Origin of the sequence: Micromonospora sp. NPDC051296 (assembly GCF_040682255.1) — a bacterium.
Lineage (GTDB): Bacteria > Actinomycetota > Actinomycetes > Mycobacteriales > Micromonosporaceae > Micromonospora > Micromonospora craterilacus.
Genome location: NZ_JBFBAO010000036.1, coordinates 15,108 through 30,490 on the forward strand (window position 1 = coordinate 15,108; position 15,383 = coordinate 30,490).

Below are 15,383 nucleotides of genomic sequence, written 5' to 3' on the forward strand. Positions count from 1 at the left end.
GGGTGTGACATGCGGCCGGTCTGGCGGGTGGCGGATGTGCGCGCGGCGGAGAAGGCACTGATGGCCACGCTGCCGGCCGGCACGCTGATGCAGCGTGCCGCCGCCGGGTTGGCCCGGCGCTGCGCGTTGCTGCTCGCCGACCGGGGCGGGGTGTACGCCGCGCCGGTGCTGCTGCTCGTCGGCTCCGGCGACAACGGCGGCGACGCGTTGTACGCCGGCGCCCGCCTCGCCCGACGGGGCGCGGCCGTGTCGGCGTTGCTGCTGACCCCGGGCCGCGCCCACGCCGAGGGGCTGGCCGCGCTGCGGGCCGCCGGCGGGCGGATCGTGGACCGCCCACCGGCGGTGGTCGATCTGGTGCTCGACGGGATCGTCGGCATCGGTGGCCAGGGCGGGCTGCGGGAAACCGCCGAGCAGTTGGCGGCGAGCCTGTTGCGTCACCACGGGCGCGACGGCGGACGGGCCACGGTGGTGGCGGTGGACGTGCCCAGCGGTGTCGCGGTGGACACCGGGTCGGTGCCGCTGACCGCGTCCGGCCGGCCCAACGCGGTACGCGCCGACGTGACGGTGGCCTTCGGCGCGCTGAAGCCGGCGCTCGCCGTCGGTCCCGCCGCCGCGCTGGCCGGTGAGGTGGAACTGGTCGACATCGGGCTGCAACCGTGGCTGCGGGGCAGTCCGGCGCTGCACATCGTCGAGGGGCCGGACGTTACCGACTGGTGGCCCCGGCTCGGTCCGGCCTCGGAGAAGTACAGCCGGGGCGTGGTCGGGGTGGCCACCGGCTCGGCGACGTACCCGGGTGCGGCGGCGCTCTCCGTCGGCGGTGCGCTGGCCGGGCCGACCGGCCTGGTCCGCTACGCCGGGGGTGCCCGGGACGAGGTGGTGCGTCAGCACCCGTCGGTGATCGCCACCGGCCGAGTGGTCGACGCCGGCCGGGTCCAGGCCTGGGTGTGTGGCTCGGGGCTGGGCACCGACGAGCAGGCGGCTGCGGAGCTGCGTGCCGTGCTCGCCGCGCCGGTGCCGGTGGTGCTGGACGCCGACGCGTTGACCCTGCTGGTGGACGGCTCCCTCGCCGACCAGCTGCGTCGGCGCGACGCACCCATCGTGGTCACCCCGCATGACCGGGAGTTCACCCGGCTCTGCGGCGAGGAGCCCGGCAACGACCGGGTCGCCGCCACGCTGCGGCTGGCCGCCTGGATGAACGCCGTGGTGCTGCTCAAGGGGGACCGCACGGTGATCGGCACGCCGGACGGCCGGGCGTACGTCAACCCGACCGGTACCGCTGCGCTGGCCACCGGGGGCACCGGCGACGTGCTGGCCGGACTGCTCGGCTCGCTGCTCGCGGCCGGGCTGCGGGCGGAGCGGGCCGCCGCGGCGGCGGCGTACCTGCACGGGCTGGCCGGGCGGGAGGCGGCCCGGGGCGGCCCGGTCACCGCGCCGGACGTGGTCGCCGCGTTGCGTCCGGTGCTGGCCCGCCTGCCCTGAGTGCCCTTCGCCCCTCGCTCCGGACGCCGTTGCGGCGTCGACCCGGACGGACCTGGCCGGGGCACCCCGCGGTGATCAGCGCGGAAAGTAGGGTGGGGGCATGTGGCAGGCCGAGGTACGCGTCGACCTTGATGCGATCCGGGAGAACGTGAGCCGGCTGCGCGCCGGCACCAACGCCGAGTTGATGGCGGTGGTGAAGGCCGACGGCTACGGGCACGGCATGGTCCCGGCCGCCCGGGCGGCGCTGGACGCCGGGGCGGACTGGCTCGGCGTCTGCACCCTGGACGAGGCGCTGGCGCTGCGCGCGGCCGGCATCGACGTCCCGGTGCTGGCCTGGCTGCTCACTCCGGGGCTGCCGCTGCACACCGGCGTCACGGCCGGCGTCGACCTGGGGGTGGCAAGCCTGCCGCAGCTCGACGAGACGGTCGAGTCGGCCCGGCGCGCGGAACGCCCGGCCCGGGTGCATCTGAAGATCGACACCGGGCTGGCCCGGGGCGGGGCGACCGTCGCCGACTGGCCGGCCCTGCTGGACGCCGCCGCCAAGGCCCAGGCCGACGGGCTGGTCGAGGTGGTCGGGGTGTGGAGCCACTTCGTGTACGCGGACATGCCCGGCCACCCGACCACCGACCGGCAGTTGGCCGTCTTCCACGAGGGTCTGGCCATGGTCGAGCGGGCCGGGCTGCGCCCGCGCTACCGGCACCTGGCCAACTCGGCGGCCACGCTGACCCGCCCCGACACCCACTTCGACCTGGTCCGTCCGGGGCTGGCCGTCTACGGCCTGTCCCCGGTGGCCGGGGAGACCTACGGGCTGCGGCCGGCGATGACCGCCCGGGCCCGGGTGATGCTGACCAAGCGCGTCCCGGCCGGCTCCGGTGTCTCGTACGGCCACACGTACACCACAAAGAGCGAGACGAACCTGGCCGTGGTGCCGCTCGGCTACGCCGACGGGGTGCCTCGACACGCCTCGAACGCGGGTCCGGTGCAGCTCGGCGGGCGCCGGCGGACCATCTCCGGCCGGGTCTGCATGGACCAGTTCGTGCTCGACTGCGGCGACGACCCGGTGGCCGCCGGCGACGTGGCCACCCTGTTCGGTAGCGGTGCCGACGGTGAGCCCACCGCCGACGACTGGGCCGAGGCGGTCGGCACCATCAACTACGAGATCGTCACCCGGTTCGGCAGTCTCCGGGTCCCGCGCGTCTACGACGGCGAGCTGCCGTGAGCGCGAGGAGTGAGCCGGTTTTGCGAGCCCCGCAGTCGCGAACCGAGGTGGTGCCGTGAGCGCGAAGGGGGTGGGGTGATGCGCATTCCTCGGCCACGGACCGCCACGGGGAAGGCGGCCGGCGTGGTCGGAGCCGTGCTCGGCGTGGCCGCCGCCGGGCTCGCCGCCGGTGTGGCCACCGAGCGCGCCCTGGTCCGTCGGCTCAAGGCCGACCCTTCCGACCCGTACGCCGGCGAGGCCTTCGGCGAGCAGCGGTTCGACGAGGCGTACCGGCTGGAGATGCCCGACGGCACCGACATCCACGTCGAGGTGGTCGAGCCGACCCGGCCGGTCGCCGGTAACCCGACCGTGGTGCTGGTGCACGGCTTCTGCCTGGACATGGGCACCTTCCACTTCCAGCGCAAGCTGCTGGCCGAGCGGGGCGAGCACCGGATCGTCGCGTACGACCAGCCCGGACACGGCCTGTCGAGCCGGCTGGAGAGCGGCGAGTACGACCTGATCGCGTTGGGGCGGACGCTGCGCGGGGTGATCGACGAGGTCGCCCCGGAGGGGCCGCTGGTGCTGGTCGGGCACTCGATGGGCGGCATGACCATCATGGCGCTGGCCGAGCTGTACCCGGAGATGTTCGGTGACCGGGTGGTGGGCACGGTGCTGATGGCCACCTCGGGCGGCCTGCTGGCGGAGACGAAGCTGGTCGCGCCCGCCCTGCTCGGCCGGGTCGGCGCTCCGGTGCTCTACATGGCCGGCAACGTCACCCGGTACGGCGGTGCGGTGATCGACCGGGCGCGTAAGTCGACCACCAACGTGGCCTGGCTGCTCACCCGCCGGTACGGCTTCGGCACCCGCAAGCCGAGCCCGGCGCTGGTGTCGTACGTGGAGCAGATGAACTCGCGTACCTCGGCCGACACGGTGACCCGATATCTGCGTACCATCGCGACCCATTCCCGGTTCCCGGCGCTGGCCGCGCTGGCCGGGACGCCGGTGCTGGTGATCGTCGGGGACAAGGACATGATCACGCCGATGACCCACTCGGAGGAGATCGTCCGGCGGCTGCCGCACGCCGAGTTCGTCAAGATCCAGGACAGTGGGCATGTGGTGATGCTGGAGCACGCCGACGAGGTCAACGCCGCGCTGACCCGGTTCCTCGACACCTGCGGGCGGGACGAGCGGTGAACCGCGTCCTCCTACCGACCGCCGCGGACACGCACACCTTCGGCCGGCGGCTGGCCGAGCTGCTGCGCGCCGGCGACCTGGTGCTGCTCACCGGCCCGCTGGGGGCCGGCAAGACCGCGCTGACCCAGGGGATCGGGGCCGGGCTGGGGGTGCTCGGCGACATCACCTCGCCGACGTTCGTGATCGCCCGGGTGCACCGGCCGGATCCGGTCGGCGGGCGTGGCGTGGCGCTGGTGCACGCCGATGCGTACCGCTTGGGCGACGCGAGCGACCCCCGGGCCGAGATCGACGACCTCGACCTGGACGCCTCGGTCGACGAGGCGGTGACCGTGGTCGAATGGGGTGAGGGGCTGGTCGAGCAACTGGCCGAGGCGCACCTGCGGATCCGGCTCGACCGGCGGGAGGACGACACCCGGGTGGCCGAGCTGGAGCCGGTCGGCGGCGACTGGGCGCAGCGGCTGGCTGCCCTGGGCCTGGCTGCCCTGGGCTGAAGGCTGTCGTACCCACTGCCTACAGTGCCCGGAAACGATCCGACCGGTGAAAGGCTGCTGATGCCCGACGACGTTGCCACCCTGGACCTGCTGGCGCTGCTGCCGGAGGATTGGCGGGCGGTGCTCACCCCGCATCTCGACCCGGCCCGCACGGCCGCGCTGAGCGAGTTCGTCGCCAAGGAGTACGCGGCCGGCACGGTCTTCCCGCCGGTCGAGGACCTGTTCTCCGCCTACCGGCTCTGCGCGCCGTCGGCCTGCCGGGTGCTGATCCTCGGGCAGGATCCCTACCACCGTGCGGGGCAGGCGCACGGGTTGAGCTTCAGCGTGCGCGAGGGGGTCTCCGTGCCGCCCTCCCTGCGCAACGTCTTCAAGGAGCTGGGCGAGGATCTGGGCGTGCCGAAGCCGCGCAGCGGCAACCTCGACGGCTGGGCGGCGCAGGGCGTGCTGCTGCTCAACTCGGTGCTCACCGTGCGGCAGGGCACCCCCGGTTCGCACGCCAACCGCGGGTGGGAGGAGTTCACCGACGCCACCATCCGGGCACTCGACGCCCTGGACTCGCGGGTGGTTTTCCTGCTCTGGGGCGGCTACGCGCGCAAGAAGGCCGCGCTGGTCACCAACCCGCAGCACGTGGTGCTGGAGGCGGGTCACCCCAGCCCGATGAACCCGCGCGGTTTCCTCGGCAGCCGCCCGTTCAGCGCCGCCAACAAGGCACTCGCCGACGCCGGCCTGCCCACCATCGACTGGGAGGGTTCAGCTGGCTGAGCGATTCCGGTAGCGGCGCAGCAGGTCGGCGGCGCGCGGGTCGGAGAGCTCCACCGCGACCAGCGGCACCACCTGGTAGGTCCGATCACCGTGGCGTACCTCGATCGGCTCGGGCAGCTCGTCGCACATGGCCGCCCGGATCTCGCCGAAACGGGTCAACCACCGGTGCGCGCCGGGCTCCTCCGGCTCCATCCGCAGCCCACCGTACTCACCCCACCGCTCGCTCCAGCGTTGGGCGTAGGCGGAGTCCAGCCACGCCGTGAAGGCGGCGGAGTCGCGCCAGCGCACGGCGATTTCGAACCCGTCGGCGGGCACGGGTGCGCCCTGGAGGATCGCCGCGGTGCTGCCAGTCAACAGGTACGGCAGGTCACCGAGCCGGTCCAACAGGCGGTCGAGGTTCAGTTCGTCGACACGGTCGGCCAATGGACGCGCCGCCAGGTCGGCCAGCCGGTCGTCGAGGTGTGCGTCGAGCGGCTCGACCGCCACCGAAAGCTGCCGCTCCAGGGCCTCGAAGACGCGCTCGACCAGCCGGATGCTGGGCAGCCGCCGACCCTTCTCGAGATTCGCCAAGGTGGCCTGCCCGACGCCCGCCAGGTCGGCCAGCGCGCGTTGGGTGAGCTGCTGGCGTTCCCGCTCGCGGCGGAGGGCGGTGGCGATCTGGGTGGCGAGCCGACTTCCGGTCATCCCCGGATGGTGGCGCATCCCGACGCTGCCTGAGGTAGCTCGGACGTATTCATGTCAGTTCGGTTCGGCCCCTGCGTCCGACAGCGAGGGCCCATGCTTCTTCCGGAGAGTCTGATTTCACAACGAAATAAATATTCCTCGGTGAAATCAGGACCGTCAGGCAATGTGAAGGTGTGCCGTCACGGAGCGTGACGGTCGGCCTGAGTCCGGACAGCAGGAGCGCCAGGCCGCCCAGGGCGGTGGGGCGCCAGGTCGGTGGGGCGGCAGGCGGTGGGGCGGCAGGCGGTGGGGCGGCAGGCGGTGGGGCGGTGGGGCGGCAGGCGGTGGGGCGGCAGGCGGTGGGGCGGCAGGGCGGTGGGCGGGGCGGCGTCGGGCGGATGGGCGTGCGGATAGGGTGGTTCATTGTGCTTGTACTCGTGGTGGACAGCTCGACCCCGGCGGTGACCGCAGCCCTGGTCGAGGTCACCGCGAGCGCGGTGACGACCCGGGCGCACCGGTGCACGGTCGACGCCCGTGCGCACGGCGAACTGCTCGCCCCGCAGGTCGACGCGGTCCTGGCCGACACCGGTGCCCGGCCGGCCGACCTGGGCGCGATCGTCGCGGGGCTCGGCCCCGGTCCGTTCACCGGGCTGCGGGTGGGGCTGGTCACCGCCGCCACCATGGGCCAGGTGCTCGGCATTCCCGCGTACGGCGTCTGCTCGCTGGACGCCATCGGCTACCCGGCGGCGGCCGGCGAGCCGGTGCTGGCGGCGAGCGACGCGCGGCGCCGGGAGATCTACTGGGCGGTCTACGACGGCGCTGGCCAGCGCGTCGTCGGGCCGGAGGTCGCTGCGCCCACGGCCGCCGCCGAACAGGCCCGCGCCCTGGCCGTCACCGCCGCGGTCGGCGACGGAGCGCACCGGTACGCCGACGCCCTCGGGCTGCCGCTGCGGCCCGAGCCGCGGTACCCGGACGCGAACGCCCTCGCCACCCTGGCCGCCGAGCGGATCCGCGCCGGTGCGCCCGGTGACCCGCTCACCCCGCTCTACCTGCGCCGTCCGGACGCGGTGGTGGCCACCACGCGCAAACCGGTCCTGCCATGAGTGAACCGCAGCGAGAGAGCCTGGTGCACCTGGCCCGGTTCCGCTGGTGGCACATCGACGAGGTGCTGCCGATCGAGGCGGATCTCTTCGGCGCCGAGCGGTGGTCCGCCGCGATGTTCTGGAACGAACTGTCGCACGGGCACTTCTACCGGGTGGTGACCGACGACGGCGGCGCGGTGCTCGGCTACGCCGGGCTCGCCGTGGCCCCGCCCGACGAGGCGTGGGTGCAGAACGTCGCGGTCCGGCGGGACGTCCAGCGCCGGGGGGTCGGGCGGCTGCTGCTGGAGGCACTGCTCGCCGAGGCCGCCCGGCAGGGCGTACGCGCCGTGCTGCTGGAGGTCGCGGCGGACAACGCGCCGGCCCAGCGGCTCTACGCGATGTACGGGTTCGAACCGATCGGCGTGCGGCGCGGCTACTACCAACCGAGCAACACCGACGCGCTGGTGATGCAGCGCATCCAGGACTGAGACTTCCATGGCTGACGAACCACTGATCCTCGGCATCGAGACCTCGTGCGACGAGACCGGCGTCGGCGTCGTACGCGGGCACACCCTGCTCGCCGACGCGCTCGCGTCCAGCGTGGACCAGCACGCCCGGTTCGGTGGGGTGGTGCCCGAGGTGGCCAGCCGGGCGCACCTGGAGGCCATCGTGCCGACCATGGAACGGGCGCTGACCAGCGCGGGCGTCACCCTCGCCGACGTCGACGCGATCGCGGTCACCGCCGGTCCCGGCCTGGCCGGCGCACTGCTGGTCGGGGTGGCGGCGGCCAAGGGGTACGCGGTCGCCGCCGAGAAGCCGGTCTACGGCGTCAACCACCTGGCCGCGCACGTCGCGGTGGACACCCTGGAGCACGGTCCACTGCCCGAGCCGGCGATCGCGCTGCTGGTCTCCGGCGGGCATTCGTCCCTGCTGCTGGTCGACGACCTGGCCCGGGGCGTGACGCCGCTCGGCGCCACCATCGACGACGCGGCCGGTGAGGCGTTCGACAAGATCGCCCGGCTGCTCGGCCTGCCGTTTCCGGGCGGGCCGTACATCGACCGGGAGGCCCGGGTCGGCGACCCGGCGGCCATCGCCTTCCCGCGCGGGCTGACCGCCGCCAAGGACCTCGCCGCACATCGCTACGACTTCTCCTTCTCGGGCCTGAAGACCGCGGTGGCTCGCTGGGTGGAGGCACGGCAGCGGGCCGGCGAGCCGGTCCCGGTCGCCGACGTCGCCGCGTCCTTCCAGGAGGCGGTCTGCGACGTGCTGGTCGGGAAGGCGCTGGACGCCTGCCGTACCAACGGCATCGAGACCCTGGTGATCGGCGGGGGAGTGGCGGCCAACTCGCGGTTGCGGGCGATGGCGGAGCAGCGGGCCGCCCGGCACGGCATCCGGGTACGCGTCCCTCGACCGGGACTGTGCACCGACAACGGCGCGATGGTGGCGGCGCTCGGCTCGCACCTGGTCGCCGCCGGTGTCGCGCCGAGCCGGCTCGACCTGCCTGCGGATTCGGCCATGCCGCTGACCACGGTCAGCGTCTGAGGGAGGACGGGAACGTGATCGTACGGATGTGGGAGGCGCGGGCGGAGCCGTACGGCGTCGCCGACCTGATCACCTGGGTCTGTGACACCGCCCTGCCCGAGTTCGAGCACGACCCGCTGCACCTGTCCAGCGAGGTGTTCTCCTCCACCGACCACCGGGTCGTGGTGATCTCGAAGTGGCGCAGCAGCCCCCGGCCGCTGCCCGAGCCGCCGGTGATGCTGCTCGCCCGGCCTGCGCACTCCTGGGACTTCACCCAGGTCGACCGCTGAGCCTCAGCGGATGGTCACCGTGGTGGTGGCGGTGGACCGGTGGATCTCGCTGGTCCGGGCGGTGATCCGCAGCGTCCAGTCACCGGGCACCGGAAAGTGGATCTCGGCGCTGCCGTGGTGCGGCTCCAGCGCGAAGACCCCGACGGTGATCGGCTCGATGCCCGCCTCCGGCAGGGCGGCGGTGATGGTCCACTCCGCCACCGGCAGTTCCTTCGCCTCGGGTGTGTAGACGTAGGCGTGCAGGCTGTTCGCCGTGCCGGCGGCCGCCGGGTAGACGTCGAACTGGAGCGTGAACAGGTCGGTGGTGAGCGACTGCGCGACGCCCTCCCGGGTCACCCCGGCCGCCGCCGTGCCGGCCGTACGGCCGGGCGGGGTCTGCACGAGCACCGCGGTCAGCGCCAGCACCACCGCCGTCGCCGCGAGTTCGACGCCGGCCGCCCGGGCGACCCGTCGGGGTTGGCCGGCGGCGACCTGCCGGCGGATCAGCCGCCGTTGCCAGGCCGCGACGGCCAGGACGCCGGCCAGCAGCGCGGCCTTGGCGCAGAGCAGGCGGCCGTACGTGCTGCCGAGCAGGGCCGACGGCCGGCCGAGTTCGATCGCGGCCTGGATGACCCCGGCGGTGACGAGCCAGGCCACGGCCAGCGTGGCCGCCCTCGACCAGGCCGGCAGGATCCGGGCGAGGACCCGCTCGTGGGTGCCCCGGAGCAGGAACATGGTGAGGGCGAGCAGCCCACCCAGCCAGACGGTGACCCCGGCGATGTGCACGGTGGTCAGCACGATGCTCACCGGCGGCACCCGCGAGGCGACCGGATGCCCGGCGACCGGCCAGGTGACCAGTCCGGCCACGCCCACCGCCAGCAAAGCTCCGATACGCGGCCGGCCGGCGGTGCCCCGGGTGACCGCCGGCAGCAGCGCCCCGGCCAGGCCGACCAGCGCCAGCCGTACCGCCAGCACCACCCCGATGTCGCTGTCCGCGACCGCGCGGAGGTCGGCCGGGGACACCTGCCCGAGCGGGGCACCGACCACCTGCGCGGCCTGCCCGACCCAGGTGCCCAGCGTGGCGGCGGCGACCAGGCCGAGCCCGACCAGCGCCGTGACCGTCGCGCCCCGCCGGGCCCGGCGGCGGGGCCACATGGTCGCCGCGAGCAGCGGCGGGCCGACCGCCAGGAGCAGACCCAGGTACCCGACGAACTTGGCGACGGGCACCAGTGCCCCGGCCGGTGACTCGGACTCCGCCGCGGCCGGCAGCGGCGGGGTCGCCGAGGGTGCCCCGGCGGCGAAGGTGAAGCTCCCGGCGACCGGATGGCTGTCCGCCGAGATGACGCGGTAGCTGACCAGGTAGGTGCCGAGTGGCCGGTCGGAGGCACGAAGCGCGATGCGCATGGTCCGGTCCCGGACCTCCGGATCGCCGACGTTGATCCGTTTGCCGTCGGGCGCGAGAACCTGCACCCGGCCGGGGACGGCGGCGATCGGCTCGCTGAAGGTCACCAGCACCTCGCGCGGTGCGTAACCGAGGACCTCGTCGCGCAGCGGGGTGGTGGCCACCACGACGGCGTGGGCCGCCGCCGGGCCGGCGGGGACCAGGGCGGCGCACAGGGCGGCCAGGATCAGCCCGAGCAGGGCAGCGGCTCGGGTACGGGTCGCCATCGGTCGGGGCTAGCTGCGGCGGAGCATGCGGTACGAGAGGAAGCCGCCGGTGCCGAGCGCACCGAGGAAGATCACCCAGATCAGGGTGTTGTTGATGCCGATCTGCGGGCCGGTGTTGGCCGATGCGGCGGCGAGCAGGCCGTCGTTGCCCGGCGCGGGCAGCGCCGCGGGCGGCAGCTCGGCCCAGCGGACCAGGCCGGTGCTCTCCAGCATCGTCATGTGGTCGCCGACGAAGGTGTTGGTCGCGTTGGCCAGGTCACGGATGACCGGGTTGCGGGTGCTGGCCCGGACCGCGCTGACGACCGGGAAGATCTTGCCGTGGGCGACCCGCAGGCGGGTGACGAAGATCTGGTCGAAGCGGGCGCCGGTGGCGTTCTTCATCTCGGTCAGCCAGCCCTGCTGCTCCGCGGTCGGCACGTTCGGAATGGTGGCGCCGAGCTTGTTGGCGGCCTCCACGGTGAGCCGGTCCAGTTCCTCGTGCTGCCGGGCGATCTCCGCACCGATCTCCCGGACCACCCGCGACTGCCCCTTCTCGGCGGCCATCTGCCCGGCCGGCATCTCCCACAGCCCGGCCAGCCGCACACCGTCGAGCAGGGCCTGGTCGGCGGCGTTGAGTTGCTGGCCGGCAGGCGCGGCCAACGCCGCGCCGGGCAGCACGACGAGGGCTGCGGCGATCGTGGTGAGCAGCACCGCCAGGCGACGGGACCGGTTGCCCTGCCGGCGACGAGCGGAATCCAGCGGTGCCATGTCTGCGGTGCCTCCTCGGTCGGGAACCGATCGTCTACGAGACGGGCGTCCGCACCCGCCGGCCGCCCGTCCGCACACTGGTACGGATCGTCCGGCCGATCAGTTCACCGTTCCCGAAACCGGCTCGCGACCGGGGTCAGCCGACGTCGAGCGGGTCGGCGAGCAACCGCTCGAAGGCCAGTTCGGCGGCGCCGATCAGGGCGGCGTCCTCACCGAGCTGCGGCGTACGCAGCCGTACGTGCTCCAGGCAGGCGGGCAACCCGTTGGAATTGAGCCGACTGCGCACCTGGGCGGCGGCGGCCAGGTACAGGTCGCGCATGGTGCCGCCGAAGATGACCATCTCCGGATTGAAGATGTTGACCAGGTTGGCCAAGCCGAAGCCGAGCCAGTCGCCGGCCTGGCGTACCGCGGTCTGGGCCCGGGCATCGCCGCGGCCGGCGGCGTCGAAGACCGCCAGCATCGCCTCCCGGCCCCGGGCGTCGGATCGACCGGTGGCCCGGAGCAGCGCGTGCTCGCCGATCTCGGTCTCCCAGCAACCCCGGTTGCCGCATTCGCAGCGCACCCCGTCGCGGGCCACCACCATGTGCCCGACCTCGCCGCTGTAGCCGCCGTGCCCGGTCAACCGCCGCCCGCCGGCGATGATCCCGGCGCCCACCCCGACATCGCCGTAGAGGTAGATGACGTTGTCGCAGCCGGCCGCCACGCCACGGGTGTGCTCGGCGAAGGCCGCCACGTCGGCCACGTTGCCGACCGTCACCGGCACGTCGACGCCGAGTTCCGCACCGAGCGCCGTGCCGATCGGCTCGTCCACCCAACCGGTGGTCGGGCCGAGCCGGACCAGCCCGTCGTCGCGGCGCACCATGCCGCAGACCGCTACCCCGGCGCCGACGCAGACGGCCCCCTCCGGCAGCGCGTACCGCATCTCCTTGACCGCCCCGGCCAGCAGCGGCGCGGCCTCCGCGGCGGTGAGGCCGCGCGGCCGGTCCAGCTCCCGGCGGTCGAGCACCGCACCGCCGAGGCCGACCCGCGCGGCGCGCAGCCGGTCCACCTCGATGCTGTACGCGTACGCGAAGATCCGCTCCGACTCGGGCCGGACGACCAGCGACGGTCGTCCGGCCCGGCCGGTTTCCTTGGGCGCACCCTCGGTCACCAGGCCGGCGGTGGCGAGGTCGGCGGTGAGCGCACCGATGGTGCTCCGGTTCAGCCCCAGCGTGTTCGTCAGCTCGGCGCGCGTGGTGGCACCGTGCACGTGCACGTGGCGCAGCAGGGCGCCGAGATTCTGCCGGCGGATCTCGTCCTGGCTCGGTCCTACGCGCATCGGGGCTTACTACTTTCGGTGGTGCGGATCAGCGGTTGCCGGTCGCGGCGGCTCGTCGTCGGGACAATGCGTCAACGGTTGCGGCCGCGAGCAGGATCACGCCGGTGAAGACGTACTTCTCGCCCGAGCTGGAGTTCAGCAGGCCCATGCCATTCTCGATCACCGCCACCACGGCGCCGCCGAGGACCGCGTCGAGGACCCGGCCCTTGCCGCCGAAGAGGCTGGTGCCACCGATCACCGCTGCGCCGACGGCGTAGAGCAGCACGTTACTGCCACCGGTGTTCGGGTCGACGGAGTTGGCCCGGCTGGCGGCGACGATGCCACCGATCGCGGCCATGGTGGAGCAGATCACGAAGACCGAGATGCGGATCCGGTCGACGTTGATGCCGGCCCGGCGGGCGGCCTCCCGGTTACCGCCGACCGCGTAGATGTGCCGGCCGTAGCTGGTCCGCTTGAGCACGAAGGTCCAGAACACCAGCAGCACGGCGATGATCGGCACGACGATCGGAACGCCCTTGAGCGAGGCGATCAGCACGCTGCGGCTGCGTTCCAGGTTGAGCACGTAGACGGCGAGGCCGAGCACGAGGGCCAGCACACCGATGCGGACCAGCACCACCACGAGCGGGTCGTTGACCAGGCCGCGAGCGGCGCGCTTGCGGTAGCGCGCCAACTGCACGGCGGCGAACCCGGCGACCGCGAGCGCGAACAGCGCCCAGCCGAGGACCGGTGGCAGGTTGCGGTTGGCGATCGCGACCAGCACCGGGTCACGCACCGAGATGTTCTTGCCTTCCTCCATCAACAGCAGCACCACGCCCTGGAGGGCGAGGAAGGCGGCGAGGGTGACCACGAAGGAGGGGATGCCGACCTTGGCGACCAGGGCGCCGAGGATGGTGCCGATCACCACGCCGGTGACCACGGCGGCGAGCACCGCGACGTACCAGGGGTAGCCCAGCACGGTGACCACGTTGGCCAGCACCGCCGCGCAGACGCCGCTGGCGAAGCCGGCCGACAGGTCGATCTCACCGAGCAGCAGGACGAAGACCAGGCCCATCGCGATCAGTGTGACCGCCGCCCCCTGGGTGAACAGGTTGGCGAAGTTGCCGGCGGTGAGGAACGTGGGCCGCGCGATCGAGAAGATCACGCAGAGGGTGACGAGGCCGAGCACGGCGGGCAGCGCCCCGAGGTCGCCGCCGCGTACCCGGCGCAGGTAGTCGCGGACATGGCCGCCGACGGTGGGCGACGGCGTCACGGCGGCCGGCCCCTCCTGCTGGACAACGGTGGTGCTCATGTGAGGTCTCCCGTGGTGCTGCTGGCCGGTGTGCCGTGGTCGCCGTTGGCCGGTTCGGTGGCGAGCCCGAGTTCGCCGGTGCGACCGGCGGTGATCAGCTCGACCACCTGGGCGTGGGTGATGTCGGTGGTCTTCACCTGGGCGACCATCTGGCCGAGGTAGAGCGCGGCGATCCGGTCGGAGACGGCGAAGACGTCGTTCATGTTGTGCGAGATGAGCACGACGGCCAGGCCGTTGTCGGCGAGCCGGCGGACCAGTTCGAGCACCTGGGCGGTCTGCGCGACGCCGAGCGCGGCGGTCGGCTCGTCCAGGATCACCAGCTTGCTGTTCCAGAGCACCGCCTTGGCGATCGCCACGGTCTGGCGCTGGCCGCCGGAGAGGCTGGAGACGTGCTGGCGCAGCGACTTGACGGTGCGTACGGAGAGCCCGGCCAGGGTCTCCGCGGCCATCTGTTCCATCGTCGGCTCGTCGAGGATGATCCCGCTGCGCTTTTCCCGGCCGAGGAACATGTTCTGCACGATGTCGAGGTTGTCGCAGAGGGCAAGGTCCTGGTAGACGACCTCGATGCCGAGCCCGGCGGCGTCCCGCGGGTTGTTGATGTTCACCGGCCGGCCGTCGAAGACGAACTGTCCGGCGTCGGTGGGGTGGATGCCGCTGATGCACTTGACCAGGGTCGACTTGCCGGCGCCGTTGTCGCCGACGAGCGCGGTCACCTCGCCCGGGTACGCGGCGAAGGCGACATCGCGCAGCACCTGGACGGGACCGAAACTCTTGTCGATCCCGCGGAGCTCCAGCAGGGGAGTCGCGGACACGGGGGTCTCCTTTTCACGGAGGGGAGATCGGGGCCCGTCCAGCGGCGTCGCGCCGCCCGGCACGGGGTTGCCGTGCCGGGCGGCGCCGCCTGGGCGGGGGTGCGGTCAGCTGATGCCCGCGTCGGTGCAGAGCTTGGCGAAGTCGGCGGTGCAGACCTCGTCCTTGGTCACGAAGCCGTCGGCGATGACGTCCTTGACGGTGTCCTTGTAGATCGCGACCGGGGTGAGCAGGACCGCCGGCACGTCACGGCCGCCCTCCGGGTCCTTCACCGTCTGGCCGGTCTCCTTCCGCTCGCCCTTGGCCAGCGCGATGGCCAGCTCGGCGGCGGCGTCCGCCTCCTTCTTGACCGCCTTGTAGACGGTCATGCACTGGTCACCCGCGAGGATGTTCTGCAGGCCCTGCGGGGTGGCGTCCTGGCCGGTCACCGGGACCTTGCCGTTGAGGTTGTTCTTCTTCAGCACCGAGATGGCCGCGTTGCCGAGGCCGTCGTTCGCGGCCAGCACGCCGTCGATCTTGCCGCCGGTCTGGGTCAGCATCTGCTCGAAGAGCGTGGCGCCCTTGGCGTTGTCCCAGTCCGGGACGTCCTGGTCCGGGCCCTTGGTGTACTCGTTGGAGTCGAACTTCGGCTTGAGCACCGAGTCGTACCCGTTCTTGAACAGGGTGGCGTTGTTGTCGGTCGGGGAGCCGTTGAGGTACGCCACGACCGGGTTCTTCGCGCCCTGGTCGGTCAGGCACTTGGCCAGGCCCTCGCCCTGGAGCTTGCCGACGGCCTCGTTGTCGAAGCTGACGTAGTACTCCGCCGAGCCGCCGAGGGTGAGGCGGTCGTAGTCGATGGTGGCGACGCCCTGCGACTTTGCCTTGTCGAGGACGGCCTTGCCGGTGCCGGAGTC

Annotated in this window: 16 protein-coding genes; 9 read left to right on the forward strand and 7 right to left on the reverse strand. The window is 73.1% G+C overall.

Going from position 1 to position 15,383, the window contains the following annotated elements; translation table 11 throughout:
- The first annotated feature begins 9 nt into the window (after positions 1-9).
- The 5 genes from AB0M52_RS06525 (at position 10) to ung (ending at position 5,124) form a co-directional block, all read left to right on the forward strand.
- Positions 10-1,479, forward strand: coding sequence for an NAD(P)H-hydrate dehydratase (locus tag AB0M52_RS06525; RefSeq protein WP_363949732.1), 1,470 nt, complete (start codon positions 10-12; stop codon positions 1,477-1,479).
- A 100-nt stretch (positions 1,480-1,579) separates the two neighbouring features.
- A complete protein-coding gene (alr, locus tag AB0M52_RS06530) occupies positions 1,580-2,698 on the forward strand; it encodes an alanine racemase (RefSeq protein ID WP_363949735.1) in 1,119 nt (372 codons plus the stop codon).
- A gap of 78 nt (positions 2,699-2,776) precedes the next feature.
- Positions 2,777-3,871 carry an alpha/beta hydrolase gene (locus AB0M52_RS06535; RefSeq protein WP_363949738.1) on the forward strand — a complete coding sequence of 365 codons (1,095 nt, stop codon included), beginning with the start codon at positions 2,777-2,779 and terminating at the stop codon, positions 3,869-3,871.
- Positions 3,868-4,362, forward strand: coding sequence for a tRNA (adenosine(37)-N6)-threonylcarbamoyltransferase complex ATPase subunit type 1 TsaE (tsaE, locus tag AB0M52_RS06540; protein ID WP_363949740.1), 495 nt, complete (start codon positions 3,868-3,870; stop codon positions 4,360-4,362). Before AB0M52_RS06535 ends, tsaE begins: the two co-directional genes overlap by 4 nt.
- A 60-nt stretch (positions 4,363-4,422) precedes the next feature.
- Positions 4,423-5,124 carry a uracil-DNA glycosylase gene (ung, locus tag AB0M52_RS06545; protein WP_363949742.1) on the forward strand — a complete coding sequence of 234 codons (702 nt, stop codon included), beginning with the start codon at positions 4,423-4,425 and terminating at the stop codon, positions 5,122-5,124.
- Here ung and AB0M52_RS06550 read toward each other — a convergent pair.
- Positions 5,113-5,808 carry a helix-turn-helix domain-containing protein gene (locus AB0M52_RS06550; protein WP_363949744.1) on the reverse strand — a complete coding sequence of 232 codons (696 nt, stop codon included), beginning with the start codon at positions 5,806-5,808 and terminating at the stop codon, positions 5,113-5,115. The genes ung and AB0M52_RS06550 overlap by 12 nt on opposite strands.
- A gap of 404 nt (positions 5,809-6,212) precedes the next feature.
- Here AB0M52_RS06550 and tsaB point away from each other — a divergent pair, with 404 nt between their 5' ends.
- From tsaB to AB0M52_RS06570, 4 genes are read left to right on the forward strand one after another with little or no spacing between them, the layout of a single operon-like run.
- On the forward strand, positions 6,213-6,890 hold the full coding sequence (tsaB, locus tag AB0M52_RS06555; protein WP_363949747.1) for a tRNA (adenosine(37)-N6)-threonylcarbamoyltransferase complex dimerization subunit type 1 TsaB: 678 nt from the start codon (positions 6,213-6,215) through the stop codon (positions 6,888-6,890).
- Positions 6,887-7,357, forward strand: a complete 471-nt coding sequence (gene rimI / locus AB0M52_RS06560) for a ribosomal protein S18-alanine N-acetyltransferase (protein WP_363949750.1) — start codon at positions 6,887-6,889, stop codon at positions 7,355-7,357. Before tsaB ends, rimI begins: the two co-directional genes overlap by 4 nt.
- A 7-nt stretch (positions 7,358-7,364) precedes the next feature.
- Positions 7,365-8,411, forward strand: coding sequence for a tRNA (adenosine(37)-N6)-threonylcarbamoyltransferase complex transferase subunit TsaD (gene tsaD, locus AB0M52_RS06565; protein ID WP_363949752.1), 1,047 nt, complete (start codon positions 7,365-7,367; stop codon positions 8,409-8,411).
- Between the two features lie 14 nt (positions 8,412-8,425).
- Positions 8,426-8,680 carry a hypothetical protein gene (locus AB0M52_RS06570; RefSeq protein ID WP_363949755.1) on the forward strand — a complete coding sequence of 85 codons (255 nt, stop codon included), beginning with the start codon at positions 8,426-8,428 and terminating at the stop codon, positions 8,678-8,680.
- Between the two features lie 3 nt (positions 8,681-8,683).
- Here the strand turns inward: AB0M52_RS06570 and AB0M52_RS06575 are convergent, their stop codons facing one another.
- From AB0M52_RS06575 to AB0M52_RS06600, 6 genes are all read right to left on the reverse strand, one after another.
- Positions 8,684-10,327, reverse strand: coding sequence for a copper resistance protein CopC (locus tag AB0M52_RS06575; protein ID WP_363949758.1), 1,644 nt, complete (start codon positions 10,325-10,327; stop codon positions 8,684-8,686).
- Positions 10,328-10,336: 9 nt separating this feature from the next.
- On the reverse strand, positions 10,337-11,074 hold the full coding sequence (locus tag AB0M52_RS06580) for a DUF4142 domain-containing protein (RefSeq protein WP_363949761.1): 738 nt from the start codon (positions 11,072-11,074) through the stop codon (positions 10,337-10,339).
- A 136-nt stretch (positions 11,075-11,210) separates the two neighbouring features.
- On the reverse strand, positions 11,211-12,392 hold the full coding sequence (locus AB0M52_RS06585; protein WP_363949764.1) for an ROK family transcriptional regulator: 1,182 nt from the start codon (positions 12,390-12,392) through the stop codon (positions 11,211-11,213).
- Between the two features lie 28 nt (positions 12,393-12,420).
- Complete coding sequence (locus AB0M52_RS06590) at positions 12,421-13,680, reverse strand: ABC transporter permease (protein WP_363949767.1); 1,260 nt, start codon at positions 13,678-13,680, stop codon at positions 12,421-12,423.
- Positions 13,677-14,492 (reverse strand): ATP-binding cassette domain-containing protein, encoded by an 816-nt coding sequence (locus AB0M52_RS06595; protein WP_363949770.1) that lies wholly within the window; start codon positions 14,490-14,492, stop codon positions 13,677-13,679. Before AB0M52_RS06595 ends, AB0M52_RS06590 begins: the two co-directional genes overlap by 4 nt.
- 105 nt (positions 14,493-14,597) lie before the next feature.
- Positions 14,598-15,383, reverse strand: a 786-nt coding sequence (locus AB0M52_RS06600) for a substrate-binding domain-containing protein (protein WP_363949773.1), incomplete at its 5' end; no start/stop codon positions are given.